The organism is Dysgonomonas sp. 521, from assembly GCF_010501055.1.
Taxonomy (GTDB): domain Bacteria; phylum Bacteroidota; class Bacteroidia; order Bacteroidales; family Dysgonomonadaceae; genus Dysgonomonas.
Map to the genome: position 1 here is coordinate 409 of NZ_QVMO01000072.1, position 25,751 is coordinate 26,159.

Genomic DNA, 25,751 nt, shown 5'->3' on the forward strand with positions numbered 1-25,751 from the left:
GCATCCCCTTGTGGGTGCCCGTAAACGATGACAAGCGGGCAGGGACAAGCCACTGCCCCTACATCGTCTCCAAATCGTGTTTGAATAATTTTTGTCATGTACTGTGAGAATAACTATTGATTTTATATACTAAGAAGAAAGGAAAATAAATAATGAAAACAACATTAATCAAGGCATCATCAAGAGGGCATGCATTTCATGGATGGCTGGATACCCATCATACATTCAGCTTTGCTAACTATTATGATCCAAACCGTGTTCATTTCGGTGCGTTAAGAGTTGTAAACGATGATATAGTATCAGGTGGGGAAGGCTTTGGCACACATCCGCACGATAATATGGAGATAGTATCCATACCCTTATACGGGGATTTGGCACACAAAGACAGTATGGGGCATACCGAAGTGATAAAGAGCGGGGAAGTGCAGGTGATGAGTGCCGGTAGCGGTATTACCCACAGCGAGTACAATGCGAATGAATATAAGCCGGTAAACTTTTTTCAGATCTGGGTTTTTCCTGACAAGAAAGATGTGGAACCCCGCTACGACCAGCGCGCTTTTGATACGGTACACAGCAAAAATCAGTTTGTACAGATAGTCGGGCCCAAAGACGATCCTACAAACACAGGGCTGTGGATACATCAGGATGCGTGGTTTAATATGGGGAATTTTGATAAAGGTGTGGAAACAACCTATCAGATAAAGAAGAAGGGCAACGGCGTATTTGTTATGGTTGTCGAAGGAGAATTTACTGTCGCAGGACAGAAGTTAAATCACAGGGATGGCCTTGGTGTATGGGATACCGATAGTATTACCATAGCAGCAGATTCCGAAAATGCACGGATATTGTTAATAGATGTGCCAATGGAATTTTAAATTTAGAGTCTGTTTAAATTTTATAGCAAATCTTTTTTATAGCTATTTTTAGATGTATTTTATCATTTTTGCTAGCCGGTTTAGCGGGCTAAGCCAAGAGTAAAAAGGGTAAAATACGCTAAAAAGAGCATAAAAAAATTGCTAAGAACTATTGGCCTGAACCTGTAATAAAAATTTTCGCTAAAATTTAAACAGGCTCTTAGATAAGGAAAGGATGTGAATCAAGGGTTGAGGTACAATATTATAAATCAATCCTCTGTTTTTCGAGTCAGTGGGTTAAGTCCGCGAAGTGGGCTAATATGGATAACCACGGGTTTTACCCGTGGTTATCCACCTTCAGTCCCTTCGGGACAATAAGCTACTATGTTTTTTCACTCTTTATTCGCATTAAGAGTAATAAGTAGGGAGATTCCGGGACTCAGGTTCCGGATTTTTTTTGTCTTTTAGTTACAAAAAATAAATAGATGTTTTGGATTAAAAAAACTCCGTGTTACTCCTTTTACTCCGTGGTTAAAAAGGCTTTGAGATATACTTGTTTTTTATCATTACTTACTCTCTAAAAGGATGCCTTATAATCATCATTCAGCCTTTTCACCCTGCTCATCTGTACTTTAGCGTCGTGACAATAGATAAGTATATAGTTTTCTCTTTCCGCTTGCCAAAGGAAACGGCCTTTTTCTTCCAGCGATTTCAGCGCGTTGATGTCGTATGCCGATATCCATTCCAGCGGTACATGTGCGCTGGTTGGTATTAAGTCTCCGGGGAATGTATATACTCCGGTATCTGTATGGATATATGCAACCAGTTGCCCGTTGCTGTGCCCGTCGAACAACCTGACTTCAAAGCCCTCACAGATTTGGCTATCGTTGTCGATGAGGTGCAAAAGCCCCGCGTCATATACCGGTTGAATATTTTCGGCCAGGATAGAATCCGCTTCCAGCCTGTTAGGCTTCCGGTAATTATCCCATTGCTTCCGGCTCAGCCAATAGCGCGCGTTGGGGAATGACGGGATAAGCTCCCCGTTTTCTCCGGCTTTGGTAGCATATCCGCAATGGTCGAAATGCAGGTGGGTCAGTACAACATCCGTAATATCTCCGGGGCACAGCCCGTACTTTTTTATCTCTTCCCCTATGCCTACAAGGGAATGTGGCTGGTAATAAGACATCTTGTTGAGGTGTTTATCGCCCATGCCCGTGTCTGTCAGTATTTTCCTGTCACCTGATATGGCAAGTACACACCGCATAGCCAGCGGGCACAGGTTATCCTCGCTACCCGCATATTTACGTTGCCATGCCCGTTTAGGTATAGCGCCGAACATAGCCCCGCCATCAGCCATGATATATCCGCTTTCTATGATTTTTATTTCAAACATATCGCTAATATACAAAAAGAAGAGACGATTTCCCAATCATCTCTTCCTCTCTTAACACTAATATAAAACTAACATATACTATGATAAAACAGGTAAAAAATCAACTAAACAATCTATCTAACACACTATGAAAAAAGTAAATCATACCTGTTTTTAATTAAAACATCAAAGACAACCTCTTTGTTCAGGCTACTTTCTATTTATTTTTTTTATATGACGATAAACAGCATTTATTCATGCGAATCAAGGGTTAAATGTGCCGTTAGGCACATCATATTGGTAGAAACATGAATGAAATTCGTTTTTTTGTGCCGTCAGGTACAAAATGTGAATTGTTCTGTAGATATTGCGTACCTGACGGCACGCAATTAACCGGTTAAAGCTTCTTTCTACCAACATTCAGTCCCTAAAGGGACAAAAAATAGCACATTTAACCCTTGATTCACATTATTCATAGAATAGCATATACTTTTTTAACTTTTCCCCTTTTTAATGCTATTTTTGTACTCTGTTATTGTACTAAAACAATGCAGGGCGTGATAATGTTTTCAGCAAGCTGATAGCTGTTAAACTTATCATTCATAACTCATAATTCATAATTAGCCAACATGTTGATAGCTCAGAAACTAAAGGAAGACAATATAGCGGAATACCTGCTTTATATGTGGCAGGTAGAAGACCTTATAAGGGCGAACAGCTTGGATATAGATAAAATTGACGGACAGATAATATCCCGTTTCGACCAACCTGATGATGTAAAAGCCGAGATAAGAGAATGGTATGAAAACCTTATAGAAATGATGCGGCGCGAAGGTGTGGCAGAGAAAGGGCATCTTATTATCAACCGGAACATTATTTCCGAACTCACCGATTTACATACCCGCCTGTTGAAGTCTCCTCACGAAGGCGATTATTCAGCGGCATATTACAAGACCCTGCCTTTTATCGTAGAATTGCGCTCCAAGTCGCAGGATAAGGAGATGCCTGAGTTGGAAACCTGCTTTTCGGCTTTGTATGGTTATTTGCTGATGCGCCTGCAAAAGAAGGAAGTATCGGGAGAAACGCAGGCTGCACTGTCCCAGATAAGTACATTCCTGCGTCTGCTCTCTCAAAAATATAAGCAGGACAGGGCGGGGGAACTGGAGGCGTAGTTGCTCTCAACGCACAAAAATTAACAGCATGGGTAAAGCCAATGACTGTTTTGTTTAGAAACTGTTTAAATTTTATTCGTTCAAATTTTTAGAACTGTTTTAGAGATGCTTTTTTACATACGCTTCGCTCCTGTGACCGTTGGTTCTTCCTCGAAACGATAATAGCGGGCTATTTACATACGCTTTGCTCCTGTGACCGTTGGTTGAGTTGAGAGAAAGGAAAAAACAGCCTAAAACAGTCTAAAAATGAACGAAGAAAAAGGTATAGTAAAATATTCGTATAAAATTTAAACAGTTTCTTACTATATTTGTATTGGATAATTGCTGAAAAGAAATGCATACCGATGCAAATCTTTAAAAGGAAAGGAGTTGGATATGACAACAATAGAAATAAAAGCAAAAGAAAAGGAACTAATTAAGGAGATAGATAGCGATGCTACTCTTTTAGATTACGCCTTACAATATGTGAAAAGAAAAAAAAGAGAACTGAAAACTTTAAAATGCCAATTTTCTCCGGACGAATTAGAAAATGAACTTCAACAATCAGAAGAAGACATCGAAGCCGGAAGAGTATATAGTCAGGATGAGATGAGAAAACTGCATCCCGAATGGAAATAATTTGGACAAAACGGGCTGTAACACATTTGGAGGATATTCATAGTTTCTATAAAGAAAAAAGTTTAGAAGCGGCTAACCGGATATATAATGATTTGATAGATTCAGTAGAGCCATTAAAAGATTTTCCTTATATTGCTCAAAAAGAGAGAGCGTTAAAGCATCTGAAGAAGGAATATAGAGCATTAGTTGTAAGAAAAACATTCAAAATAATTTACTACAAAAAGCAAACCAGCATCTACGTTGTCGCAGTCTTGGACTGTCGTCAAAATCCAAAGACGAACGAGATTAAAATCAAGTGACCCTTTACTTATCAACTCCTTCTCCTGAAGAATCCGGAAGGCTTGACTTCTTTTTATTCAAGCCATCAGCGGTTTGATGAAAAAGCAGACAACACCCACCAATAGAATCGTTATACCCGCTATAACAAAGATATTAATGATTCCGATACGGCCGGTGATAGTACCCGCGAATATTAGGCCGGAAGAATGTTTTCTCCCACGATTTCATTGCCTGCAAAGGCAGATTATTACTTGCAGGTGGACAATATGAGGTTATGTTAATCTTTATGTCTTTTCTCCCTGATATGCCTGCGGATGAGTGTGTCGCTGATAAAGAGCAGTACGCCCACACACGCTACCGATACTACAAAGGGGTTGAAATCTATAGACGGCATACTAAACGAAAGTGTGGAGCCCACATCCTGCATCTCTGTTTTGAGTGATAGCCCCAAGCGCCAGAATATAAAGGCGGGGATACCAAGTATTCCTATTATGCCACATGTTATGGCTATGATAGATTTTATATTTTGCCTGCGGCTTTTCTTTGCGGCAACTACATGTACCCGTTGCATCAGCCGGCTTTCGAAGCCTGATGACGGTTCGTCTAATTTCATTTCCTGAAATAAACCCTTTAGCCTGTCTTTTTCTTCTGCATTCATAACTGTATGAGTTTATTTATTTCAAAGTTCATAAATTTTCTGATCCTGTGCAACTTTACCTTCACATTTGCTTCACTGTTTCCTGTGATTATGCTGATGTCCTTTATACTATGGTCGTTCAGGTAAAACATGCTTATTAAGAGGGCATCATCCGGCGGCATCATTTTCAGTACTATATCCAGATAATGTAATTTGTCTTCTGTACTTATCTCATCTAACACCTCCGCTATTTCATCGTCGGGTATGTTCGAAAAATTATCTTCTATGGCTGTAAATTCATGTTTGCGTTTGCGCAGTTCCGATATTGTCGTATTATAGGCAATCCTGTACAGCCATGTAGAAAAACCGGACTCTTCGCGGAATTTGTCCAGAGACTGGAACGCCTTTATAAAGATCTCCTGTGCGATGTCTTCGGCCTCTACCCGGCGGGTAACGATTTTGCTGACAATAGTAAAAACCATTCTCTCGTAGCGACGTACAATATGCGCAAAAGCATCGGTTTGCCCGTCTTTGATCCGGCGAATATAATAGATATCATCAAAATCAGCCATACCCGTATGACGCAAGCTAACTGGATAGGTTACAAATGTAGCATAAAATTTTTTTGAAAAAATTATTTCACAGGTTTGTAACCTTTGGCAAAGTGCTGCGTCAAAATAAGCAAACAAATAAAAATTGAGAAACTGTTTAACTTTTAAAAAATAAAAAATTATGGATCAGATTATGGCAATGGTTATTGTTGCAACAGCGACATACGGAATTTACCGCTTATTTGAACTGATTGTCCGCCGCAGAGAACGCCTGGCAATTATAGAAAAAATTTCGGAAGGCATAGACCCTGCTGCACTGATGGGGCAGCTTGATCTGCCAAATAAAAATGAAAAAAAATATTATGGAAGTGTTGGCTCATGGGCTATCCGTATAGGCTTGCTGCTAATAGGTGTAGGGCTGGGGGTGACAATAGCCGCAGTAATAGACTTACTGGCAGTGGCTCCGTCGAGCGCCGACGAAAGGGCTTTTTACGAATTCCGCAACACGCTGTCTATCTTGTACCCCGCATGTGCAGCTATATTTGGCGGTGTCGGCCTTGTTATTGCATATTTTATCGAAAGAAAGGAATATAGAAAAGAGCAGGACAAACCTAAAGAACTTCAACAATGAACAGGGAACTTTTTCCGATACTGTTGACCGTAGTCATTGTTGGTATTTTTCTGGGAGTCTGGTTGGCAGGGCGTCAAAGCGGGTGGTTTCTCCGCAAATCGGTAAGTGATGTCAATATTTGCCGTAACGAACCGGGGGATACTTTATCGCTGAACTGGAGAAGTCCCGGATATGGTATCACAGGATGGAGTGTATCCCGGTACAATGACGATGTGTTGCATCTGGAACTAATGCTGCATAGAGGTGGTCAAAGTAATGATGCGAAAATCTATATTGATACAATGAATGTCCGCTCTCTGGAAATATATGGTAAAACTATTCCGGTCAAAGATATTCCTTTATGTGAATAATGCGACCGGAGGGTTGAAAATGCAGAGGTTTATTCTGTTCTGTATTTTGTCCCGAAGTTTCTACCAATATGATGTGCCTAACGGCACATTTAACCCTTGATTCGCATCAGTTGCTAAATAACATTAAGAGACATCGGGCAAAGCAAGCCTGGTGTCTTTTTTACATAAAGAAACAATAAGATTGTTAAAATAGATGAAATCTCATTAGCTTTAGTGATAAAATTATAATAATAGCGACTAGTAAATATAAAAAAGTTACTCTAATTAAATCAATTTATATCTTAGCCGTCTGAAAAAGAGAATACTATTAAGAAACTATTTAAATTTTATACGAATATTTTATTATATCTTTTTCTTCGTTCATTTTTAGTTTGTTTTCGGCTGTTTTTTCCTTTCTCTCAACTCAACCAGAGGTCACAGGAGCGAAGCGTATGTAAATAAACATCTCTAAAAATTTGAACGAATAAAATTTAAACAGACTATTAAAAATTATCTTATATATGAACACCCGTATTTTGCTTATTATTTTATCTCTGTTGATGCCATTATTGGCGTTTTCTCAATCCAGTCCGTTAGTTAATGTCCAGATTAAAGGAGTAGTAACAGATTCCTTAACAAGTGAAACCGTACCATTCGCGACAGTTAAATTGTTGGACAAAACGAATCCCAAAAACTTAATAAAGGCTGTAGCGGCCGATGAGAATGGGAAGTTCCAGCTTTCGATGAACAAAAAAGGCGAATATTTGCTTTCGGTGGAATATATAGGCAAAAATACCGTCACGATGCCTGTTGTAGTGAGTGATACAAAAACGATGGATCTGGGCACCATCTATATGAAAGATAACGCCCATGCTTTGTCCGAGGTGGTTATTTCCGCGCAAAAACCATTGGTAAAGGTAGATTTGGACAAGATCGTATATAGTATAGAAGATGATCCCGAATCGAAGACGAATAATGTACTGGACATGTTGAAAAAAGTGCCGATGGTAACTGTAGATGGTGAAGAAAATATCCAGCTGAAAGGATCGTCCAACTTTAAGATATACCTGAATGGTAAACCGTCGAACATGATATCGAGCAGCCCGAAGGATGTGCTACGTAGTATGCCTGCCAATACAGTAAAAGATATACAGGTAATAACCGATCCGGGGGCAAAATACGATGCCGAAGGAGTTTCCGGTATTATCAATATTGTTACACAAAGTAACTCATCGATGGGCGGGTATACGGCAACGCTAAATGCCCGGGCAGATGCACAGGGCGGTTTTGGCGGAGGTGTATACGCTTCGTTGAAATATGGTAAAATCGGCTTTACGGGACGTTACAATTATTATGAATGGAAACGCCCTAAAGGGGAAACCAGTTATTACAGGGAAAGTTATGTAGATGACAATAATAAATATTTGAACAACAACGGCAAATCTAAGAATAACGGCACCGGCCAGTTCGGTTCGGGGGAGCTGAGCTATGAAATAGATACTTTAAACCTTATCAATATAGGATTTAACCGTTATCAGGGGAATTCTAAATCGAAAAATCTGGGAACATTTGTTGAGATGCAGGATAAAGACCTGAATACCCAATACAAATACAGCCAAATAGGGAACAGTAAGAATACCTATGGCGGTACGGATATAAATGCGGATTACCAGCGTACCTTTAAGAAGAAAGACCAGTTGCTGACCGCCTCGTATCGCCTGAGCCTCAGCCCAAGCGATTCGGAGTCGCGCACCAATATCGAAAACGGGGAAGGCGTACTGCCTCCTACAGCCGTGACCAACCGGCAATTTACCGACGCGGATATGAAAGAACATACATTCCAGATCGATTTTGTCACTCCCTTCAATACGATCGAATACGGAGACAAGAACACATTGAACCATAGCCTCGAAACCGGCGCGAAATATATAATCCGTATCAACGAGAGCAACAGTGGCTACGACAGGCTTGTAGCACCCGATACATGGGAAAATATATCTTATTCGAGCGATGAGTTTAAGCACGAGCAGGATATTCTTGCCGCTTATGCGGGATATAATGCTAAAACGGCTAAGTGGGGGTTAAAAGCCGGGCTGCGCTATGAAGCGACATGGCTGAACGCTAAATTTCCTATCGATGAAGAGCAAAACTTTAAGGTAGATTATTCCAATTTTGTACCTTCGGCTACTGTGACTTACCAGCTGAAACCCTCTAAAAACATACGTTTTGGGTATAATATGCGTATTTCCCGTCCCGGTATATGGCAGTTGAACCCATATGTAAACTCCTCCGACCCTAATAATATACAGGTAGGTAATCCGGCACTGGACGCGGTAAAGACCCATTCGTTGAGTATCAATTACGGAAGTTTTAGCCAAAAACTCAATTTCAATCTAAATATGGCTTACGACTTTGAGGATAACGGTATAGAGCAGATTACAACATTTGAAGGAAGTGTGAGTACTACTACGTACGACAATATCAGCAAGAGGAAGAATATCGGATTTTCGGGCTATATAAACTGGAGCCCTTCTTCAAAATGGAACATCTACAGTAATATGTCGGGGCGTTATACCGACCTGAAAGCCAATAATGAAACAGGACTGTCTAATTCCGGATTTTCGGGCAATATGTTCGCCGGAGGGCAATTTTCAGTGCCTTGGGATATGGGTGTAAAAGATAAGCCTTCATTCAAGGGCCCTTTTCGTATCGGGGTAAACCTTGGCATGTTCTCTCCTAATGTAAGCCTGCAAGGGTCACGTTCTGCATTTTTCTTCCACGGTTTTAATATTAGTAAAGGATTTAAAGAGGATAAGTTTAATATCCGCCTTTTCGCACAAAATCCGTTTATAACAAGCTGGGACTGGAAAAACAAGCGCTCGACTGCTGACTTCCGCGATGTGACTACTTCTACAAACCGTATGCGCAACTTTGGTATTGCTTTCTCGTTCCGTTTTGGAGAAATGAAAGCCCAGATACAGAAGACAAAACGCGGAATCAACAATGATGACACAATGTCGGGAGGACAAGGCGACCAGGGAGGGCAATCTCAGGGTGGCGGACAAAACTAAAGCTATCTGGCCTGTATAAAATTTAAACAGTTAAGCCTCAAAGATCTTTTTCTTTGGGGCTTTTTGCTGATTATTTAAATAATTTCTAAATATCTTTGCAAATATTTTCAAAAGGAATGAAACAGGCGTTTATCAAGCTGCATCTGTCTATTATTATTGCCGGTTTTACGGGGATATTCGGCAAACTGATTAGCCTTAACGAGGGCATGTTGGTGTGGTATCGCCTATTGATTACATCGGTCATGCTGTTGCTGATGCTCTGGCTGACAAAGAAGCTGGTGAGGATACCCTTTAAGGATTTTCTGCGTATCGGTTTTGTCGGGTTACTGCTGACGTTACACTGGCTGTTCTTTTATGCCAGTATCAAATACTCGAATGTATCTATCGGGGTGGTCTGTTTCTCTATGACAGGCTTCTTTACGGCGATTTTAGAGCCTGTGATAAACGGCAGGCGTATATCCTTGCGCGAATTGTTTTTTAGCCTTATAGCCCTGTTGGGAATCGCTCTGATATTCCATTTCGATACACGTTACAGGATGGGCATTTTTTTCGGTGCCGTGTCGTCTGCCCTGGCTGCATGCTTTGTTGTAGCAAACAAGAGAGTGGCAGGCACGATGACTTATTCGTGGGATGTGACTCTGTTTTATGAAATGATAGGCGGCTTTTTGTGTCTGGGGTTAATACTTCCGTTTTATTTACACTTCTTCCCTGTCGAGTCGTTTTTGCCGGGTAAGCTGAATTTGTTTTACCTGCTGATTTTCTCGCTTGTATGCACTATAGGGCTGTATATGCTACAGATCCAGGCCCTCAGAAGCATATCGGCATTTACGTTGAATCTCAGTTACAATTTAGAGCCGGTTTATAGTATTATCCTCGCCATGATTATTTTCGGAGAGGCTAAGGAGTTAAATTTCTCTTTTTATGCGGGATTGGCTCTGATTATACTGTCGGTACTTCTGCAAATGCTGTCTGTAATGAGAGAACGTAAGAGGGCTGCCCTAGCCGAACAAAGAGGCAGTGTGTCATAAATTTGGCTTTTTTGGGGATCAAGTGGATTTTTGTTGGGTGATCCCCCATTACTTATGCGAGCCACTTTGAAATGCAAAAAGCCCGCAAATTCACTTCGCAGACTTTCCAACCTTAACACAAACTTTACAAAACTACACAATAATAGAGTTAAATTATAAACCTAGTCAGGTTTAAATTTAAATAAATATACTCCTCATATATTTACATTACAAAGATAGGAAGATTGAAAATACAGGTTATTATATAATTGCACCTGCTTTTTCAGAATTCATGCCTTTCCTTGAAGTCTGGTTTTAGCTGTGATTTTTTTTCGGCGGATTACGCCGGGTGTGCTACCAAAATTAGCTTTACAGAAATCATTGAAATGTGAAGGGGACGAAAAACCGTATTCGTCACTTATTTCTTTAAGCGATTTATCGGTGCTGTTTATTTGGTGGTAAATCGATTTGGAGCGCTCATCTTTCATCCAGCGATAGGCTGATATGCCAAATACTTTTTTGAAGCGTTTCTGAAAGCCCGAGAGGCTGTAGTTCATAAGTTCTGCCAGCTCCAGTACCGTTTTCGCCTTGTTGTGATGCTTAGCCACATATTCGGAAAAAGATAAGTCGTGGCTGAGAAGCGGATAAAAGAAGAATAGTAAATCTTTTTTAGTATAATATGCCCTTAACAGGAAATAGAATTCTTTAGCTTTTAACTCAAAATAATATGTGCATTTCAGCCCGTCAGACATGCATGTATCCAGAAAAGAAAGGAATGATTCCACCCTTTCGTTGATATCCAGATAATGTAGTCCGGGTTTTGGCCCTTTATTTTCTTCTTTCAAAAGTAAATCCAGTGAAAAACAATCACACAGATGTTTGGTGTTGTGCAGCCTTATTACTACGAATGTAGCGTCTTCCTGAGCTTGGCTTTTCAGATGGCTGCCGGCTGGTATCAACATCATTTTACCTTCATGGATGCCTTTGTCTACAATATCGGCAAAAGAAAATACAAGATATCCTTTGAGCATAAAGATAACCTTATTCTCAATAGAAGAGATATTCCATGATTGTCCTCTTTTTATGGATACTTTCTCTATTGTGGGTCTTTCTCCTTTCTCGTAGTTATAGCAAGTGAGGTGTTCATGTTTATATAATAATTCCATGGCGGATATATTATCTCGGATTATTCCTATTATTGTATTTTATTGTGTTTATAGATGATTGTTATTTCCAACTTTTATTCGGTGTTGCAAATGTAATTAAAAATAATGGTAATAATAAGGTGTTTAAAGGGGAATGTTTTTGTTATAAATGCGAATCAAGGGTTAAAAAGCACAGTAACTTATTGTCCCGAAGGGACTGAAAGTGGATAACCACGGGTAAAACCCGCGGCAGGAACTGACAGAAGAATATGTCTCAGTAGGAGGCAAATAGCAAAAACAAATGCCATTCGCCTCCTACGGAGACGGCCTCTCCCTATCCGCTTTTTCCACGGGTTTTACCCGTAGTTATCCATATTAGCCCACTTCGTGGACTTAGTAACTGTTTAAATTTTATACGAATATTTTATTATATCTTTTTCTTCGTTCATTTTTAGTCTGTTTTAGTCTGTTTTTTCCTTTCTCTCAACTCAAATAGCCCGCTATTATCGTTTCGAGGAAGAAAAAAGCATCTCAAAAACATCTCTAAAAATTTGAACGAATAAAATTTAAACAGTTACTTAGAACCCTGACTGCAAAACAGAAGATTGATTTATAATAGTATACTACAACCCAAAGCAACCCTTGATTCGCGTTATAAATAAAATACACAACTATAAGATTATAGTTGTGTATTTTATTTTATATAGCGAACTATATATTAATTTTTTTAAGCTTTTGGATCCGGGCCATATTGATTATCACCTTTTTCCCCTTCGGTAATCCATAAGATCAGATTGTAGACAGGGATCAAGATGAACCAGCCGCTCTTGCCTACATCATGCATTCTTCTTACGCCTACAGCTATTGTTGGCACAACTAAAGCCAAACTAGCCAGACCGATGATTCCAAAAACAATTGAACCAAGTGTTGTCGAAATCATAGCAAGGATAATTCCTACGATGTACAATGCGAAATACCCAATCATGTAGATGAGATAAAACATCCAGAATTCTTTGCGTCTTGCTCTTCCGTTAAAATCTGCATAATGTCCCTTTACTACTTTTAAAAACCACTCCATAGTATGTATAAGTTTAGTATAATTTTCCTACTCATTTGGCTTTTCGGTTCCGCCTCGTTTTTTGATGGTTTCTGAACTCCACATAGTTGTGTTAGTATATATTATGCTAAAATATAAAAAAAAGTAAAAAGTCATACTATAAAAAAGTATTTTTTAGGAATTTTCTTTGACAATTTGTTTTTATTGTTAGCGAAGTTATTTCCTATACGCGTCTATTAAGCATCTTTTTTTTTAATGCGTTACCTCTATGCATACAGCAAAATGAGCGTGTATTTATCAAACAAAAATTTTTTTTCAAAAAAAACACATATTTATTTCATTCTTCAAAAGAACGTACTATATTTGTAGTGTACTATTAAACTAATACACTGATATGATAAAAATCAATAATCTTACATTTCATTACAAGCAACAGAAGCCTGTTTTCGAAAATGTTTCTTTCCAGATGAACAATGGCATATATGGCTTGCTCGGAGAAAATGGGGTGGGAAAAACGACCCTTCTGCATATTATCAGCGGGCTGCGTTTCCCAAAAAGGGGTAATTGTTCTGTACTTGGCATGGAATCGTCTTTCCGCAATCCAGATATGCTGCAACAACTATATTATTTGCCCGAAGAATTTCGTGTTCCGGGCCAATCCATCAAGAGTTTTGTAAAATGCAACTCTGTTTTTTATCCGCATTTCAGCTATGAGCAATTCAATCGTTATCTTTCAGATTTTCATCTGGATATGGATTCCAATATGAAGGAGTTGTCTTTTGGCCAGAAGAAAAAGACGCTTATCGCGTTTGCTATTGCAGTAAATACTCCGGTAACTCTGTTGGACGAGCCTACCAACGGGCTGGATATCCCTTCCAAAACCCAGTTTCGCAAAGTGATGGCATCCGCCTTTGATGAGGATAAATGCATTATAATCTCTACACATCAGGTGCGCGACCTCGAAAACCTGATAGACCCTATTATTATTTTAGACCGTAATCAGGTCTTACTGAATAATACAGTAGAGGAAATCTCACGGAAATTATTGTTTACATATTCTACAGTCAAACCTGAAGATGCATTATTCTCCGAGCAGACAATGCTGGGCTATACATCTGTACAGGAAAACAAGTATAACGAAGATAGCACGTTAAACATAGAAGCGTTGTTTAATGCTGTGGTAACCAATAAGGATAAGATAAAACAATTATTTAATGTAAAATAAGAACAGAATGGATACTGTATTTAATATAAATCGTTTTTGGAATCTGGCAAAGAAAGAATTTGTGACCTATCGCAAGCAGTACCTGTTTGTCATTTGCGGACTGGTGGCGTATTATATAATTGCGGCTCTCATATCCTTGTATGACAGTAATATTTCTAGAAACATGGTGCAGCTTATGCCTGTCATTTATGTGCTGTTGATCATCTGTGCCGCTCCTTTCCTTGATAAGAACCTGAAAGAATCGAATATATCGTTCTATTTATCTACTCCGGTATCTACATTCGAGCGGTTCCTTATGATGTGGTGTAAGAATGTAATTATTTTTCCTCTGATGATGTTCATAATTTCTTATACTCTGAATTACGTCTCGGTGATTATTTTCGGTAAAGACTATGGCTCCTTGCCTTTATTTTTGGAATCTCTATCCAATCTGTATACTCTTCTTGCTATCCAGTCGGTATTTATGTTCGGATATATTTATTTCAAAAAGAGAGCTTTCATAAAAACCCTGATAGCTATGGCAATATTCCTGGCTGTAGTGATGTCCATATCGCAGATAATTATCACGCAGTTTTACCCGGAAGTATTACAATTGGGAGATAGTTCTTTGCGTGCTTCCTCCAAAGGAAATTATAATATACTTAGCAGGGATTCTATTGAAAGAGCCGGACTTACCGTGACATTCGCCTATGATGTAGCCAGAAGTATTATACTTCTTATATTCCCTTTGGGAATGTGGGTATTGAGTTATTTTAGAATAAGAGAGACTGAAATTTAAGATTATGGATTTTAAGACGAATAAACCGATATATATGCAAATCGTGGATTTCTGTTTCCGGAATATACTCACCGGAGAATGGCAGGAAGAAGGACGGATACCTTCGGTACGCGAACTGGGAACGATTTTGCAGGTAAACCCAAATACGGCTATGCGTGCATTCGAATACATGCAATCCGAAAATGTTATTTACCCAAAGAGGGGAATGGGTTACTATGTAGCGGAAAATGCCCGCGAAGAGATAGCAAAGCTTCAGAAAGAGGATTTTTTTAATGAAGTTTTACCCGAAACCTTCAAGGCTATGGATTTGCTCGGTATAAGTATTGAAGAAGTTGCCGAACGGTACAAACAGTTTAAAAAAGTAAGGAAATGAAAAAATATACAAATAAAATTTTAAGTATTATGATCGCAGTTGTTATTATCTGTTTTGTGATAATGGTATATGAGGTTATTGGCATTGTGCTGTCCCACATGTCATAAATGGAAAATATCGAAAATCATCTTTGATATTATATTCCGGAAATGTAAGTGCCTGTTTAAATTTTATAGCAAATCTTTTTTATAGTTATTTTTAGATGGATTTTATCATTTTTGCTAGCTGGTTTAGCGGGCTAAACCAAGAGTAAAAAGGGAATTGAAAATCGGCGGAGCCAAAAATACGCTAAAAAGAGCATAAAAAAATTGCTAAGAACTATTGACCTGAACCTGTAATAAAAATTTTCGCTAAAATTTAAACTGGCTCTTAGTGCCTGTTGAAAATTAAGGTACAAGATATTGTTAGTGAAATAAGCCTCTCCCAGATAATGAGAGAGGCTTAGTATATGTATAATTCTTATCTGCGTCCGCCACTTGACGATCTGCCTGAAGAACTGCTACTGGAGGAAGACCTACCGGAACTGGAACTGCTTGAACTTGATCTGGAGGAACTGCTCGGGCTACTATAACTACTGGAAGAACTACTCCTCGAACTACTACTCCTCGAACTACTGCTACTAGGACTACTGCTGCTACTTGACGATCTCCCCGATGAACTGCTGCTACTCGATGATGGAGTATAAGAGCTTGAAGAAGATGAGCTGCTTGGACTGCTATAGCTGCTTGAACTGCTACTCGATGATGGCGAATAGGAGCTAGAAGAAGATGAGCTGCTCGGGCTACTATAACTACTGGAGCTACTGCTCGATGATGGCGAATAGGAACTTGATGAAGACGAGCTGCTATAGCTGCTTGAACTACTACTCGATGATGGCGTATAGGTGCTTGAGGAAGATGAGCTGCTGCTCGGGCTACTGTAACTACTACCCGACGATGATGAGCTACTTGGCCTGGTAGTATAACTGCTGCTGCTCGAAGACCTGCCCGAAGAACTACTGCTGCTCGAAGACCTGCCTGAAGAACTGCTGCTGCTCGAAGACGGTGACGAATACGAACTTGAAGTGCTACTTGGCCTGGTACTACTGCTGCTCGAAGATCTGCCTGAAGAACTACTGCTGCTCGAAGACGGCGAATAGGAACGGGAGGAAGAAGATCTTGTAGAGGTATTCGTACTGGTGCTACTACTGGTTCTTCCGCTGGTACTTGAACTTGTAGTGCCGGATGGCCTTACAGTTGTGCTGCTTTCAGACGGTCTGGTAGTAGTTGTACTGCTTTGTCTTACCGATGAAGCACTTGATTCCCTTCCCGAAGTAGTACTTTGTCCGCTTACGGATGAGGCTCTTCCGGATGAGCTGCTAGTTGTAGCAGACGACCTTGTTCCGCTGCTTTCTACACTTTGATTGTAAGTTCTTCGGGTGGTAGTATTCCTGTTTCCTGATACGGTTTCCCTGTTGGATTCCCGCAACGATGACGAAGTCCTCCCGCTTTCTTTGTTCCCGCTTCCCGATGCGGTTTCCCTGCTTGATTCTCTCAGAGGCGTCCTGCCTGTACCACCTGTATAATTAGGATGTTGTGTCGCCGGTCTGCCCGAAACAGATGGGCGTGCCGATTCGTACGGGTAATATCCCGAAGTTGGTTTGAGCGGCTTTCTAGGCTTCTTTTTTTTGCCTCCATAATATATAGGGTCGGAGTAATATACCGGATACGATTCATAATATACCGGATATGACTCGTAATAGGTTATACTGCCACCGGGGTTGTTGGTATATAAATATTCATATCCGACCAGCCTGCCGTTTCCAAAATCGAGTATATACACATCATTGTAATACGTTATGTATTCGAAGCCTTCGTAGAAGATGTCGTCTTCGTAGGCGGAATATACAGAACGGGCAGGATACCCCATTATCCGGCTTACTTCATCCTGAGTCATTCCTATCCACAAACTATCCACTGTTGCTATTCTCTGGCTGGCACATCCCACAAACAGGAGTGATGTAGCTATTATGACGAATAAGATTCCCTTTTTCATAGTGTTTAATTTTTTAACAGTTTGCATTTACCTATTAGAATAGAAAGAGGCAAAAAGGTTTAATCGAAATGCTGTAAATCTTCATCAGCAAGACGTATGGGATGATTGTAAGGAGAGCTGTGAAACGGCAGGATAGCTTTATTCCCCTTTGGTGTATAATATCCTCTTTACTACAGCGTTGGTAACGCGTATCGAGGAGATGAGTTTGCCGGTAGTTTCGGAGAATATATCAACATTCCACACATGGGTAGAATGACCTTTATGTTGTATAACACCTTTTGCCCGCACCACATCTCCTACTTTCGCGCTGGATATATGGCTTGCGCTTATCTGCATGCCAAAGCAACGTTCGTCGCTGGCGCACAGTACGTTTGAACCTACTCCCGCCACAGACTCGGCAAGGGAAATGGTGGCTCCGCCATGCAGTACGCCCATTGTCTGGGTCAGTTTCCTTTCCACAGGCATAGTTGCTTCAAGAGACGCCTGATCATCAGATTCTAAGAATGTGATGTTCAACGTCTCCATCAATGTATCTTTAATACGTTCTTGTATATTGTTGGTGTTTAACCTCATTTATATTGTTAGAAACTGTTTAAATTTTATTCGTTCAAATTTTTAGAGATGTTTTAGAGATGATTTTTTCTTTCTTGAAACGATAATAGCGGGCTATTTGAGTTGAGAGAAAGGAAAAAACAGCCGAAAACAGACTAAAAATGAACGAAGAAAAAGGTATAATAAAATATTCGTATAAAATTTAAACAGTTTCTTAGTCAACCCCTATGATAAAACCATTGGCTACGATAGAGCCTCCTCCTTCAAGTTTAATATTATATACCATAATAGGTTCTAATATACCTTCTATCACCGAGATTCTTTCGGAGCTGGTACTCAAAATATCATAGAAATATAAATAATCTCCAATCTTACACGACTTTACTGACTTATATTTTGGGTTTTGAACAGTCGTTTCAGGGTCAATGGAAATCCAGCCTCTTTCGCTCCAAAAAGGATAATCGGAAGTAAGAAGTATCTGCATGCCATTTTCGAGAACGATGCGAGCCGTGCGGTTAAACATGATTTTGTCCACACTGGCTACTTTTTTCTTCTCATATACATCTTTTGTGTGATCGTATGATAAAACAACATCGCCAACGGCGAGTTTTTCTACACCTTGTCTTACGTCGTCTCCCATTGTAATCTGAGTCCCTATAGCGACATAACTCTGTGCCTTCATATTCAAATTCAATGCAAAGAGAGATATAAGAGTGAGTATTAGAATATTTGTTTTCATAAATTTCATGTTTTTGTGTAAAGTTTATACAAAGATAGAAATATTTTGAATATAGGATTCAAAAACGTGGTAAAGAATTATGAGTAAAGAGTTAATGAACGATGAACGATGAACGATGAATTATAACCCATAACTCTCTTCCCTCACTCTACTGTTACCGATTTCGCCAGATTGCGGGGCATATCCACATCCCTGTTCTTGTTTACGGCTATGTGGTAAGCCAGTAGCTGCAACGGGATGGCTGTCAACAAGGGATCGAGGCATTCGAGTGTCGCCGGTATTTCTATATAGTGATCGGCCACAGACTTCATCGTTTCGTCACCCTCATTGATAATGGCTATAACCTTTCCTTTTCTGGCCTTTATTTCCTGTATGTTACTCACCACTTTTTCGTATATCGTACTGTGTGTAGCTATGGTGACTACCGGCATTTCGTTGTCTATTAGTGCTATAGGACCATGTTTCATTTCGGCGGCAGGGTAACCCTCGGCGTGTATATACGATATTTCCTTTAGCTTGAGGGCGCCTTCCAGCGCTATGGGATAATTGTATCCACGTCCTAGATATATGAAGTTCTGTGCATAGGTAAAGATATTGGATAATTCTTTTATCTTGTCGTTGACGGCAAGAACCCGTTCTATTTTAGACGGGATGTTTTGCAATTCTTTTACAACTTCCGTATACCTTTCGCCGTCAATTGTTCCTTTTTCTTCCGCTATGGTCAATGCCATCATTGTAAGCACTGTCACCTGAGCCGTAAATGCCTTTGTAGACGCCACCCCTATTTCGTGCCCGCAATGTGTGTATGAGCCGGAGTCTGTGTTGCGTGGTATGGATGAACCCACAACGTTGCATACCCCGTAAACGAATGCGCCTGCTTTTCGGGCCAGTTCTATCGCGGCCAGGGAGTCGGCTGTTTCCCCCGATTGGGAGATGGCAATCACAATGTCGTCAGGGTAAATGACGGGATGCCTGTACCGGAACTCCGAGGCGTACTCTACTTCGACAGGTATGCGGCAAAATTCCTCAAATAAGTATTCCCCTATCAGCCCGGCATGCCACGATGTACCGCACGCGATGATAATAATGCGGCGGGCATTGATAAACTTGTCTTTATGGTCTATGATCCCCGACAGGGTAACATTCGTACCTTCTACATTGATACGCCCGCTCATGCAGTTCTTCAGCGTTTCGGGCTGTTCGAATATTTCTTTCAGCATAAAGTGTGGATAGCCTCCCCGTTCGAGTTGGCTAAGGTTCATTTCCAGCTGTTTGATCTCGGGCGTTTTCTTTATATTCGAAATTGTAACGATCTTCGGTTCTTCATCACGTTTGATAATCGCTATTTCCTCATCGTCCAGATAGATGACCTTATTGGTATACTCAATGATGGGGGACGCATCCGAACCGATAAAAAATTCCCCATCGCCTATCCCGATAACCAGCGGGCTGCTTTTGCGGGCTGCTATAATCTGATTCGGGTTTCCTTTTTCGATTACCGCTATGGCATAAGCACCCACTACCTGATTGAGCGCTATCTGTACTGCGGAAAACAGATCGCAGTTATTTATTTTCTTTATATATTCTATCAATTGCACCAGTACTTCCGTGTCTGTGCTGCTTTGGAAAGTATAGCCATTCTGTATGAGCTGGGCTTTCAGTACTGCGTAATTCTCGATAATCCCGTTGTGTATCAGGGCTAGCGATTCGGACTGTGAGTAATGTGGATGCGCGTTCGAGTTGCTTGGCTCGCCGTGTGTCGCCCACCGTGTGTGCGCTATCCCGATTGTACCGGATATGTCTTTGTCCCTCGCATACTCTTCGAGGTCTTGTACGCGCCCTTTGGCTTTATATACCGCAAGCTTGTCTTCGTTGTTGATTAAAGCCACTCCGGCACTGTCGTATCCCCTGTATTCAAGTCTGTGTAAGCCTTTTACCAAGATGGGGTAAGCTTCTCTAAAGCCAATGTATCCTACTATTCCACACATATATTGTTTTATTTTGGGTGCAAAGATATATCGCTATTTGTTAAATCTTCGATTCATATATGTAAATAATAATAAATTTAACATAATTAATGTTTCTAGTAACAGCGCCTACTGTTGTCAAGTTAAGGAAATCTGATACCCTGTCATTGACTACACTTCGCTCCGTCGTTGTTTCTGAACGATAGTGAAGGATCTCTTTTCGTTAAAGCAATTTGACAATAAGAGATCCTTCGTTCCGTTGCATGACAGAGAGGAGAAAATGCTTAAAAGGGCATCATCGCTCGGTAGAAATAATATAGTTTGACAAAAGTGACTTGCACCCAATCTTTTTGAAATAGTTATTTTATTCATAATCAATCTGTATAATGTTAAAAAGTGACAAAGGTGACATCTGTACGTTTATTTACATCTTGTTACTTTTTACTTATGTAATAAACTCTTTATCTGTATTATATAGATAAACTTATAGAAATGTGATAACAGTTTTATGCCCTTCTGTATATTTATTTTCTGTACACATACTCATATAAATTATATATATTTGTTCACAGTACATGACAAAAATTATTCAAACACGATTTGGAGACGATGTAGGGGCAGTGGCTTGTCCCTGCCCGCTTGTCATCGTTTACGGGCACCCACAAGGGGATGCCCCTACAGCAGGATATAAAATTTTGTCATGTACTTAGATATTTGTTTTTTTAATTCTCTCGTTTGATAATAAAACAGTAATATGATATATACCAATCAGTAGTTGAGAATATGATTAATATAATCGTTCTTTTATTTTTTATTCTGCGCGCAATCACAGATTGCTTGCCTTACTTTTGGCCGAAGCTCCAAAAGTAAGCAAAAAAGCATTGCGCCCCGCTTCGCCGTACGACCCACCATCGGTTTGCCGGCTGAATGAAGTGATAAAAGATTCATCATTGCGATAATTGGCAGACGATGCTTAAAAGCGTCCGCACTTCATTCTACGCCGCCTGCACCGGGTGGGTACCCCGTACGCTTGCTGACGGCGCTTGCTGACGGCGCTTGCTGACGCACGACAAGAATAAAGGATAAGCCTCTGCCTTGTCGCCGCATTGCGGCTCCGTGCATACGTTCCGCAGGCGGGGTACCCACCCGGTGCAGGCGGCGTGAAACGGGATGTTGTCCGAGCCGCAGGCGAGTTTCGTCCCGTTTAGCCGGCAAGCCGTTGGTGGGTCGCCGAGGGACGAAGCACTAGCCTTTTGCTTCCTTTTGGGCAATGCCAAAAGGAAGGACAAGCCCGGGAGGGCGCGGCAGTAGGAAGCTTCGGTCAAAAGTAAGGCAAGCAATCTGTGATTGCGCGCAGAATAAAAAAGAACGTTTTAAGTAGCGAGGGCAGAACTGAATTAAAAATTCATGTTATGCCGAGTCACGAAAAAACATTCACAGGAGCGAAGCGTATGTAAAACGACTAATAATATTGAACATATAATTTAAATAAAACGAAATATTGATTCGCATGATATATAAAATAATAACAGCTATACTTTTGCTACTAAGCACTTCATTTATCTATGCACAAAAACCGGTAACAGCAAAACTTACACCCGGCAACCCTTCATTGTTGAACGACACGGTACCTCCGATGTATGAGGGGGGAGTGGAAGAGTTATACAAATTTCTTGAAGCCAACATAAAGTATCCGCCTATCCTGATAAAGATTAAAATGGAAGGCGAATTGGACTTAACGTTCACAGTCTCCAAGGATGGGGATATCAAAAAAGTGGAGATACTCAGCGGATTCGACCCTGACGCGGACGATGAAGTGTTAAGGGTAATACATGCCATGCCTAAATGGACGCCTGCCTCGGTAAAAGGAAAGGATGTAGACTTTGCCCAGAGGCTGACCGTAACGTTTACTTTAACAGATAGCCTGATAGAGCTGGCTGAAAATCAACCGGAGGAACAGCCAAAAGACAGCCTGTCGGCCGTTGTGCCTAAAGATTCATTACCGCCTGTAGAAGAACCGGTAATAATAACTCCTATATTGGATTCATTGAATACAGACCCTCAGTTTCCGGGCGGAAAGGAGGCTTTAGAAGCTTACCTCAAGGCTAATATGAAATATCCGAAGCGGGCGATAGAGCACCGCATAGAAGGGCGGGTCATATTCAATATAGAAGTATCGGCGGAAGGGGAAATAACGAAAGTATGGATATACAAAGGTGTATTCCCCGACTGCGATGAAGAAGCCTATTACCTGATAAGGAAAATGCCGAAGTGGATTCCCGGATTGAAAGACGGCAAACCCGCAGCAAAACAAATTGTGCTGCCTATTCCCTTCGTGCTACCTAGGTAGTTTATTTACAGTAAGTAATAATGCTTTGTGGATACTGGATTTCACTTTGCAAGATGTATTTTTCTTTCTTTCAGCACTTTTATCATATCTGCGGTCATTTTATCCAGGTCAAACTCGGGGCACCATCCCCATTCCTGACGGGCGCAGGTGTCGTCCAGTGAGTTTGGCCACGAATCGGCTATCGCCTGCTTCAGCGGGTCGATCTCATACTCCATGACGAAATCAGGGTAATGCTTTTTGATAGCTTTACAAATCATTTCCGGATCGAAGCTCATAGCCGCTATATTGAAAGAGTTGCGGTGTATCAGTTTCGAAGCGTCCGCTTCCATGATGCTTATAGCCGCATTTAGCGCATCGGGCATGTACATCATATCCATAAAGGTGCCCGGCTTTAGCGGACAGATAAATTTTTCCTCTTTCACTGCGTTGTAATATATCTCCACTGCATAATCCGTAGTTCCGCCACCCGGATGTGTCAGGTTAGATATGATACCCGGAAAACGTACCGAACGCGTATCTACTTTCCAGCGATCGTAGTAGTAGTCGCTGAGCAGTTCGCCCATCACCTTGGTTATGCCGTATACCGTATTCGGCCGTTGAATCGTATCCTGAGGCGTCTTATCCTTTGGTGTATTCGGGCCGAATGCACCGATAGAGCTTGGGGTAAAGACGGCGCAGTTTAGTTCGTGGGCAACGTCGAGGCAGTTCATCAGGCTGTTCAATCCCACATCCCAGCCCAGTTTAGGATTTTTCTCGGCTGTTGCAGATAATATCGCAGCCAGATTGTAGATTGTATCGATATTGAATTTCTTTACGGCATCGGCTATTTGCTGCTTGTCTGTCGCATCTATCTCCACAGTGGGCCCTGCTTCGAAGAAATTTTCGGGGAAAGGGGGCTTGTAATACCCACAGATGACGTGATTATCCCCATAGATGGAACGCAGCCTAATGCTTAATTCCGAGCCTATCTGGCCCGTACTGCCTATGATAAGAATATTTTTCATAAAAAATATGATGAATATGAGTAATAAGTTATGAATTATGAATTATGCGAATTAAGGGTTGCTTTGGGTTGAAGTATACTATTATAAATCAATCTTCTGTTTTGCAGTCAGGGTTCTAAGTCCACGAAGTGGGCTAATATGGATAACTACGGGTAAAACCCGTGGAAAAATCGGATAAGGAGAGGCCGTCTCCGTAGGAGGCGAATGGGATTGATTTTCGCTATTTGCCTCCTACGGAGACATGTTTTTCAGTCAGTCCCTGCCACGGGTTTTACCCGTGGTTATCCATATTCAGTCCCTTCGGGACAATAAGTTACTGTGCTTTTTAACCCTTGATTCGCATGAATTATGAATTAACTGTCCACTGTCCATTATCCACTGCTAACTGTTCACAACGCCTAATTCTTTCCCTATTTTAGTAAAAGCCGCGATACATTTATCCAGATGTTCCTTCTCGTGCCCGGCTGATATCTGTACGCGTATGCGGGCTAAATCTTTCGGAACCACAGGATAATAGAATCCGGTCACATAGATGCCCTCATCTAATAATTTGGCCGCCATATCCTGCGATAGTTTCGCATCGTATAGCATGACCGCGCAAATGGATGACTGTGTAGGCTTAATGTCGAATCCGGCAGCTTTCATCTTTTCTACAAAATAGCCTGTATTGGCATGTAACTTATCTTGCAGCTCATTAGTCCTGTCCATCATCTCAAACATCTTGATGCCCGCGGCAGCTATTGACGGAGGAATCGAGTTGGAGAACAAATATGGGCGCGAACGCTGGCGAAGCATGTCTATGATTTCTTTCTTTCCGGTAGTGAATCCTCCGATCGCTCCGCCAAAGGATTTACCGAGAGTTCCGGTAATTATCTCTACTTTTCCGCGCAGGTTGTACAGTTCGGTGGTGCCACGTCCAGTGTTACCCACCACACCGGCAGAGTGCGATTCGTCAACCATTATCATGGCATCGTATTTTTGTGCCAGTTGGTATATCTTATCCATCGGGGCTACATTGCCGTCCATCGAAAATACGCCATCGGTAACGATAAGGCGGAAGCGTTGTGCCTGAGCCGCTTGCAGTTGCTTCTCCAGATCAGCCATATCTGCGTTGGCATAGCGGTAGCGCACAGCCTTGCACAGGCGTACGCCATCGATAATGGAAGCGTGGTTCAGCGAGTCGGAAATGATAGCGTCTTCAGCCCCCAGCAGAGGTTCGAACACCCCGCCGTTCGCATCGAAGCAGGCTGCGTAAAGGATTGTGTCCTCGGTCCCGAAGAATTTGGCTACGGCAGCTTCCAGTTGTTTGTGCAGGTCTTGAGTACCGCAAATGAACCTTACCGAAGACATGCCGAAACCCCGTGAGTCCATAGCGTCTTTAGCTGCCTGAATAAGTTCCTTGTTGTCGGATAGCCCCAGATAGTTATTCGCACAGAAGTTGAGCACTTCTTGTCCTGTACTTACCTTTATAGCCGCTCCCTGAGGAGATACGATAATACGTTCGTTCTTATACAATCCTGCTGACTGAATGTCAGCCAATTCATTTTGAAGGTATTTTTGAAAGCTCGAATATGTACTCATGGTCTTGATATTTTTGAAACAAAGGTAATAAAATGTCAATAAGTAAATGTACCTGAATATCTAAAAAATAGTATCCTTATTGTCATAAAAAGTATCCTCAATGTCAATGTAAAAGTCGACAGAGTTATCATATTACAATCAAAACCTGTCGTTGTACTCACTAAAGATCAAAAAAGTGATACACAAATAATTTTATTACAATAAAAGCGGGCAAAACCTGACATGAGTAATGGAAAGAAATTATATCAACATAATTTTCGTTTTTGTCATGCTGACGACAGGAAGCATCTCTTGTCAGTTCCGCTTTTGAGAAACGAGATCCTTCGTCCCTACCAATGACGTCATTTAAATTATATCCGTTTTGACAATCATAAAATTGTGTTTTTTAGCTAGTTTACCCATAAGTCTTATTTCGTTAGCATTGA

24 protein-coding genes are annotated in these 25,751 nt (G+C 40.9%); 13 read left to right on the top strand and 11 right to left on the bottom strand.

Annotation, left to right across the window (positions count from 1 at the left end; translation table 11 throughout):
- Window positions 1-152: 152 nt before the first annotated feature.
- Window positions 153-875 (top strand): pirin family protein, encoded by a 723-nt coding sequence (locus D0T84_RS17030; RefSeq protein ID WP_163309062.1) that lies wholly within the window; start codon window positions 153-155, stop codon window positions 873-875.
- A gap of 556 nt (window positions 876-1,431) precedes the next feature.
- Here the strand turns inward: D0T84_RS17030 and D0T84_RS17035 are convergent.
- Complete coding sequence (locus D0T84_RS17035) at window positions 1,432-2,247, bottom strand: MBL fold metallo-hydrolase (RefSeq protein WP_163309063.1); 816 nt, start codon at window positions 2,245-2,247, stop codon at window positions 1,432-1,434.
- A 608-nt stretch (window positions 2,248-2,855) separates the two neighbouring features.
- Between D0T84_RS17035 and D0T84_RS17040 the strand changes: the two genes are divergently transcribed.
- From D0T84_RS17040 to D0T84_RS17050, 3 genes are all read left to right on the top strand, one after another.
- The gene (locus tag D0T84_RS17040; protein WP_163309064.1) at window positions 2,856-3,398 is read left to right on the top strand and encodes a DUF4924 family protein; all 543 of its coding nucleotides are present in this window, start codon (window positions 2,856-2,858) and stop codon (window positions 3,396-3,398) included.
- Window positions 3,399-3,773: 375 nt separating this feature from the next.
- Window positions 3,774-4,016, top strand: a complete 243-nt coding sequence (locus D0T84_RS17045; protein WP_163309065.1) for a hypothetical protein — start codon at window positions 3,774-3,776, stop codon at window positions 4,014-4,016.
- Complete coding sequence (locus D0T84_RS17050; RefSeq protein WP_163309066.1) at window positions 4,007-4,315, top strand: type II toxin-antitoxin system RelE/ParE family toxin; 309 nt, start codon at window positions 4,007-4,009, stop codon at window positions 4,313-4,315. The genes D0T84_RS17045 and D0T84_RS17050 overlap by 10 nt, the downstream gene beginning before the upstream one ends.
- Before the next feature lie 257 nt (window positions 4,316-4,572).
- Here D0T84_RS17050 and D0T84_RS17055 read toward each other — a convergent pair whose 3' ends face one another.
- Both D0T84_RS17055 and D0T84_RS17060 read right to left on the bottom strand, forming a co-directional pair.
- The gene (locus D0T84_RS17055) at window positions 4,573-4,953 is read right to left on the bottom strand and encodes a hypothetical protein (RefSeq protein ID WP_163309067.1); all 381 of its coding nucleotides are present in this window, start codon (window positions 4,951-4,953) and stop codon (window positions 4,573-4,575) included.
- A complete protein-coding gene (locus D0T84_RS17060) occupies window positions 4,950-5,504 on the bottom strand; it encodes an RNA polymerase sigma factor (RefSeq protein WP_163309068.1) in 555 nt (184 codons plus the stop codon). Before D0T84_RS17060 ends, D0T84_RS17055 begins: the two co-directional genes overlap by 4 nt.
- A gap of 160 nt (window positions 5,505-5,664) precedes the next feature.
- Between D0T84_RS17060 and D0T84_RS17065 the strand changes: the two genes are divergently transcribed.
- From D0T84_RS17065 to D0T84_RS17080, 4 genes are all read left to right on the top strand, one after another.
- Window positions 5,665-6,114 carry a DUF6249 domain-containing protein gene (locus D0T84_RS17065; RefSeq protein WP_163309069.1) on the top strand — a complete coding sequence of 150 codons (450 nt, stop codon included), beginning with the start codon at window positions 5,665-5,667 and terminating at the stop codon, window positions 6,112-6,114.
- Window positions 6,111-6,464, top strand: coding sequence for a hypothetical protein (locus D0T84_RS17070; RefSeq protein WP_163309070.1), 354 nt, complete (start codon window positions 6,111-6,113; stop codon window positions 6,462-6,464). The genes D0T84_RS17065 and D0T84_RS17070 overlap by 4 nt, the downstream gene beginning before the upstream one ends.
- A 500-nt stretch (window positions 6,465-6,964) precedes the next feature.
- Entirely contained in the window at window positions 6,965-9,514 is a 2,550-nt protein-coding gene (locus D0T84_RS17075; RefSeq protein WP_163309071.1) for an outer membrane beta-barrel family protein, read from the top strand.
- A 116-nt stretch (window positions 9,515-9,630) separates the two neighbouring features.
- Window positions 9,631-10,542, top strand: a complete 912-nt coding sequence (locus tag D0T84_RS17080; RefSeq protein WP_163309072.1) for a DMT family transporter — start codon at window positions 9,631-9,633, stop codon at window positions 10,540-10,542.
- 269 nt (window positions 10,543-10,811) lie between these two features.
- Here D0T84_RS17080 and D0T84_RS17085 read toward each other — a convergent pair whose 3' ends face one another.
- Window positions 10,812-11,687 (bottom strand): AraC family transcriptional regulator, encoded by an 876-nt coding sequence (locus D0T84_RS17085; protein WP_163309073.1) that lies wholly within the window; start codon window positions 11,685-11,687, stop codon window positions 10,812-10,814.
- Window positions 11,688-12,393: 706 nt separating this feature from the next.
- On the bottom strand, window positions 12,394-12,744 hold the full coding sequence (locus D0T84_RS17090; RefSeq protein ID WP_163309074.1) for a DUF805 domain-containing protein: 351 nt from the start codon (window positions 12,742-12,744) through the stop codon (window positions 12,394-12,396).
- 373 nt (window positions 12,745-13,117) lie between these two features.
- Between D0T84_RS17090 and D0T84_RS17095 the strand changes: the two genes are divergently transcribed.
- Genes D0T84_RS17095 through D0T84_RS17105 form a run of 3 tightly spaced genes read left to right on the top strand, consistent with a single transcriptional unit; the run spans window position 13,118 to window position 15,099 of the window.
- Window positions 13,118-13,948, top strand: a complete 831-nt coding sequence (locus D0T84_RS17095; RefSeq protein ID WP_163309075.1) for an ATP-binding cassette domain-containing protein — start codon at window positions 13,118-13,120, stop codon at window positions 13,946-13,948.
- 7 nt (window positions 13,949-13,955) lie between these two features.
- Entirely contained in the window at window positions 13,956-14,726 is a 771-nt protein-coding gene (locus tag D0T84_RS17100) for a hypothetical protein (protein WP_163309076.1), read from the top strand.
- A gap of 4 nt (window positions 14,727-14,730) precedes the next feature.
- The gene (locus D0T84_RS17105; RefSeq protein ID WP_163309077.1) at window positions 14,731-15,099 is read left to right on the top strand and encodes a GntR family transcriptional regulator; all 369 of its coding nucleotides are present in this window, start codon (window positions 14,731-14,733) and stop codon (window positions 15,097-15,099) included.
- A gap of 459 nt (window positions 15,100-15,558) precedes the next feature.
- Here the strand turns inward: D0T84_RS17105 and D0T84_RS17110 are convergent, their stop codons facing one another.
- The 4 genes from D0T84_RS17110 to glmS all read right to left on the bottom strand — a co-directional run bounded on the left by D0T84_RS17110 (window position 15,559) and on the right by glmS (window position 20,412).
- A complete protein-coding gene (locus D0T84_RS17110) occupies window positions 15,559-17,133 on the bottom strand; it encodes a hypothetical protein (protein ID WP_163309078.1) in 1,575 nt (524 codons plus the stop codon).
- A gap of 138 nt (window positions 17,134-17,271) precedes the next feature.
- The gene (locus D0T84_RS17115) at window positions 17,272-17,706 is read right to left on the bottom strand and encodes a PaaI family thioesterase (protein WP_163309079.1); all 435 of its coding nucleotides are present in this window, start codon (window positions 17,704-17,706) and stop codon (window positions 17,272-17,274) included.
- Window positions 17,707-17,899: 193 nt separating this feature from the next.
- Window positions 17,900-18,424, bottom strand: a complete 525-nt coding sequence (locus D0T84_RS17120; protein WP_163309080.1) for a Hint domain-containing protein — start codon at window positions 18,422-18,424, stop codon at window positions 17,900-17,902.
- A gap of 143 nt (window positions 18,425-18,567) precedes the next feature.
- A complete protein-coding gene (gene glmS / locus D0T84_RS17125; RefSeq protein ID WP_163309081.1) occupies window positions 18,568-20,412 on the bottom strand; it encodes a glutamine--fructose-6-phosphate transaminase (isomerizing) in 1,845 nt (614 codons plus the stop codon).
- Between the two features lie 554 nt (window positions 20,413-20,966).
- Between glmS and D0T84_RS23050 the strand changes: the two genes are divergently transcribed.
- Together D0T84_RS23050 and D0T84_RS17130 are read left to right on the top strand one after the other, a co-directional pair.
- Complete coding sequence (locus tag D0T84_RS23050) at window positions 20,967-21,101, top strand: hypothetical protein (protein WP_255495167.1); 135 nt, start codon at window positions 20,967-20,969, stop codon at window positions 21,099-21,101.
- A gap of 800 nt (window positions 21,102-21,901) precedes the next feature.
- Complete coding sequence (locus tag D0T84_RS17130; protein WP_163309082.1) at window positions 21,902-22,741, top strand: energy transducer TonB; 840 nt, start codon at window positions 21,902-21,904, stop codon at window positions 22,739-22,741.
- Window positions 22,742-22,782: 41 nt separating this feature from the next.
- Here the strand turns inward: D0T84_RS17130 and D0T84_RS17135 are convergent, their stop codons facing one another.
- Together D0T84_RS17135 and kbl are read right to left on the bottom strand one after the other, a co-directional pair.
- Window positions 22,783-23,745, bottom strand: a complete 963-nt coding sequence (locus tag D0T84_RS17135) for an NAD-dependent epimerase/dehydratase family protein (protein WP_163309083.1) — start codon at window positions 23,743-23,745, stop codon at window positions 22,783-22,785.
- Between the two features lie 381 nt (window positions 23,746-24,126).
- On the bottom strand, window positions 24,127-25,326 hold the full coding sequence (gene kbl / locus D0T84_RS17140; protein ID WP_163309084.1) for a glycine C-acetyltransferase: 1,200 nt from the start codon (window positions 25,324-25,326) through the stop codon (window positions 24,127-24,129).
- Window positions 25,327-25,751: the final 425 nt, after the last annotated feature.

Coding starts and splice junctions, on each gene's coding strand:
- D0T84_RS17085 (WP_163309073.1), bottom strand. CDS start 11,687: ATGGAATTATTATATAAACATGAACACCTCACTTGCTATAACTACGAG.
- D0T84_RS17110 (WP_163309078.1), bottom strand. CDS start 17,133: ATGAAAAAGGGAATCTTATTCGTCATAATAGCTACATCACTCCTGTTT.
- D0T84_RS17095 (WP_163309075.1), top strand. CDS start 13,118: ATGATAAAAATCAATAATCTTACATTTCATTACAAGCAACAGAAGCCT.
- D0T84_RS17035 (WP_163309063.1), bottom strand. CDS start 2,247: ATGTTTGAAATAAAAATCATAGAAAGCGGATATATCATGGCTGATGGC.
- D0T84_RS17070 (WP_163309070.1), top strand. CDS start 6,111: ATGAACAGGGAACTTTTTCCGATACTGTTGACCGTAGTCATTGTTGGT.
- D0T84_RS17030 (WP_163309062.1), top strand. CDS start 153: ATGAAAACAACATTAATCAAGGCATCATCAAGAGGGCATGCATTTCAT.
- D0T84_RS17060 (WP_163309068.1), bottom strand. CDS start 5,504: ATGGCTGATTTTGATGATATCTATTATATTCGCCGGATCAAAGACGGG.
- D0T84_RS23050 (WP_255495167.1), top strand. CDS start 20,967: ATGACAAAAATTATTCAAACACGATTTGGAGACGATGTAGGGGCAGTG.
- D0T84_RS17040 (WP_163309064.1), top strand. CDS start 2,856: ATGTTGATAGCTCAGAAACTAAAGGAAGACAATATAGCGGAATACCTG.
- glmS (WP_163309081.1), bottom strand. CDS start 20,412: ATGTGTGGAATAGTAGGATACATTGGCTTTAGAGAAGCTTACCCCATC.
- D0T84_RS17045 (WP_163309065.1), top strand. CDS start 3,774: ATGACAACAATAGAAATAAAAGCAAAAGAAAAGGAACTAATTAAGGAG.
- D0T84_RS17100 (WP_163309076.1), top strand. CDS start 13,956: ATGGATACTGTATTTAATATAAATCGTTTTTGGAATCTGGCAAAGAAA.
- D0T84_RS17105 (WP_163309077.1), top strand. CDS start 14,731: ATGGATTTTAAGACGAATAAACCGATATATATGCAAATCGTGGATTTC.
- D0T84_RS17090 (WP_163309074.1), bottom strand. CDS start 12,744: ATGGAGTGGTTTTTAAAAGTAGTAAAGGGACATTATGCAGATTTTAAC.
- D0T84_RS17075 (WP_163309071.1), top strand. CDS start 6,965: ATGAACACCCGTATTTTGCTTATTATTTTATCTCTGTTGATGCCATTA.
- kbl (WP_163309084.1), bottom strand. CDS start 25,326: ATGAGTACATATTCGAGCTTTCAAAAATACCTTCAAAATGAATTGGCT.
- D0T84_RS17135 (WP_163309083.1), bottom strand. CDS start 23,745: ATGAAAAATATTCTTATCATAGGCAGTACGGGCCAGATAGGCTCGGAA.
- D0T84_RS17050 (WP_163309066.1), top strand. CDS start 4,007: ATGGAAATAATTTGGACAAAACGGGCTGTAACACATTTGGAGGATATT.
- D0T84_RS17130 (WP_163309082.1), top strand. CDS start 21,902: ATGATATATAAAATAATAACAGCTATACTTTTGCTACTAAGCACTTCA.
- D0T84_RS17055 (WP_163309067.1), bottom strand. CDS start 4,953: ATGAATGCAGAAGAAAAAGACAGGCTAAAGGGTTTATTTCAGGAAATG.
- D0T84_RS17080 (WP_163309072.1), top strand. CDS start 9,631: ATGAAACAGGCGTTTATCAAGCTGCATCTGTCTATTATTATTGCCGGT.
- D0T84_RS17120 (WP_163309080.1), bottom strand. CDS start 18,424: ATGAAAACAAATATTCTAATACTCACTCTTATATCTCTCTTTGCATTG.
- D0T84_RS17065 (WP_163309069.1), top strand. CDS start 5,665: ATGGATCAGATTATGGCAATGGTTATTGTTGCAACAGCGACATACGGA.
- D0T84_RS17115 (WP_163309079.1), bottom strand. CDS start 17,706: ATGAGGTTAAACACCAACAATATACAAGAACGTATTAAAGATACATTG.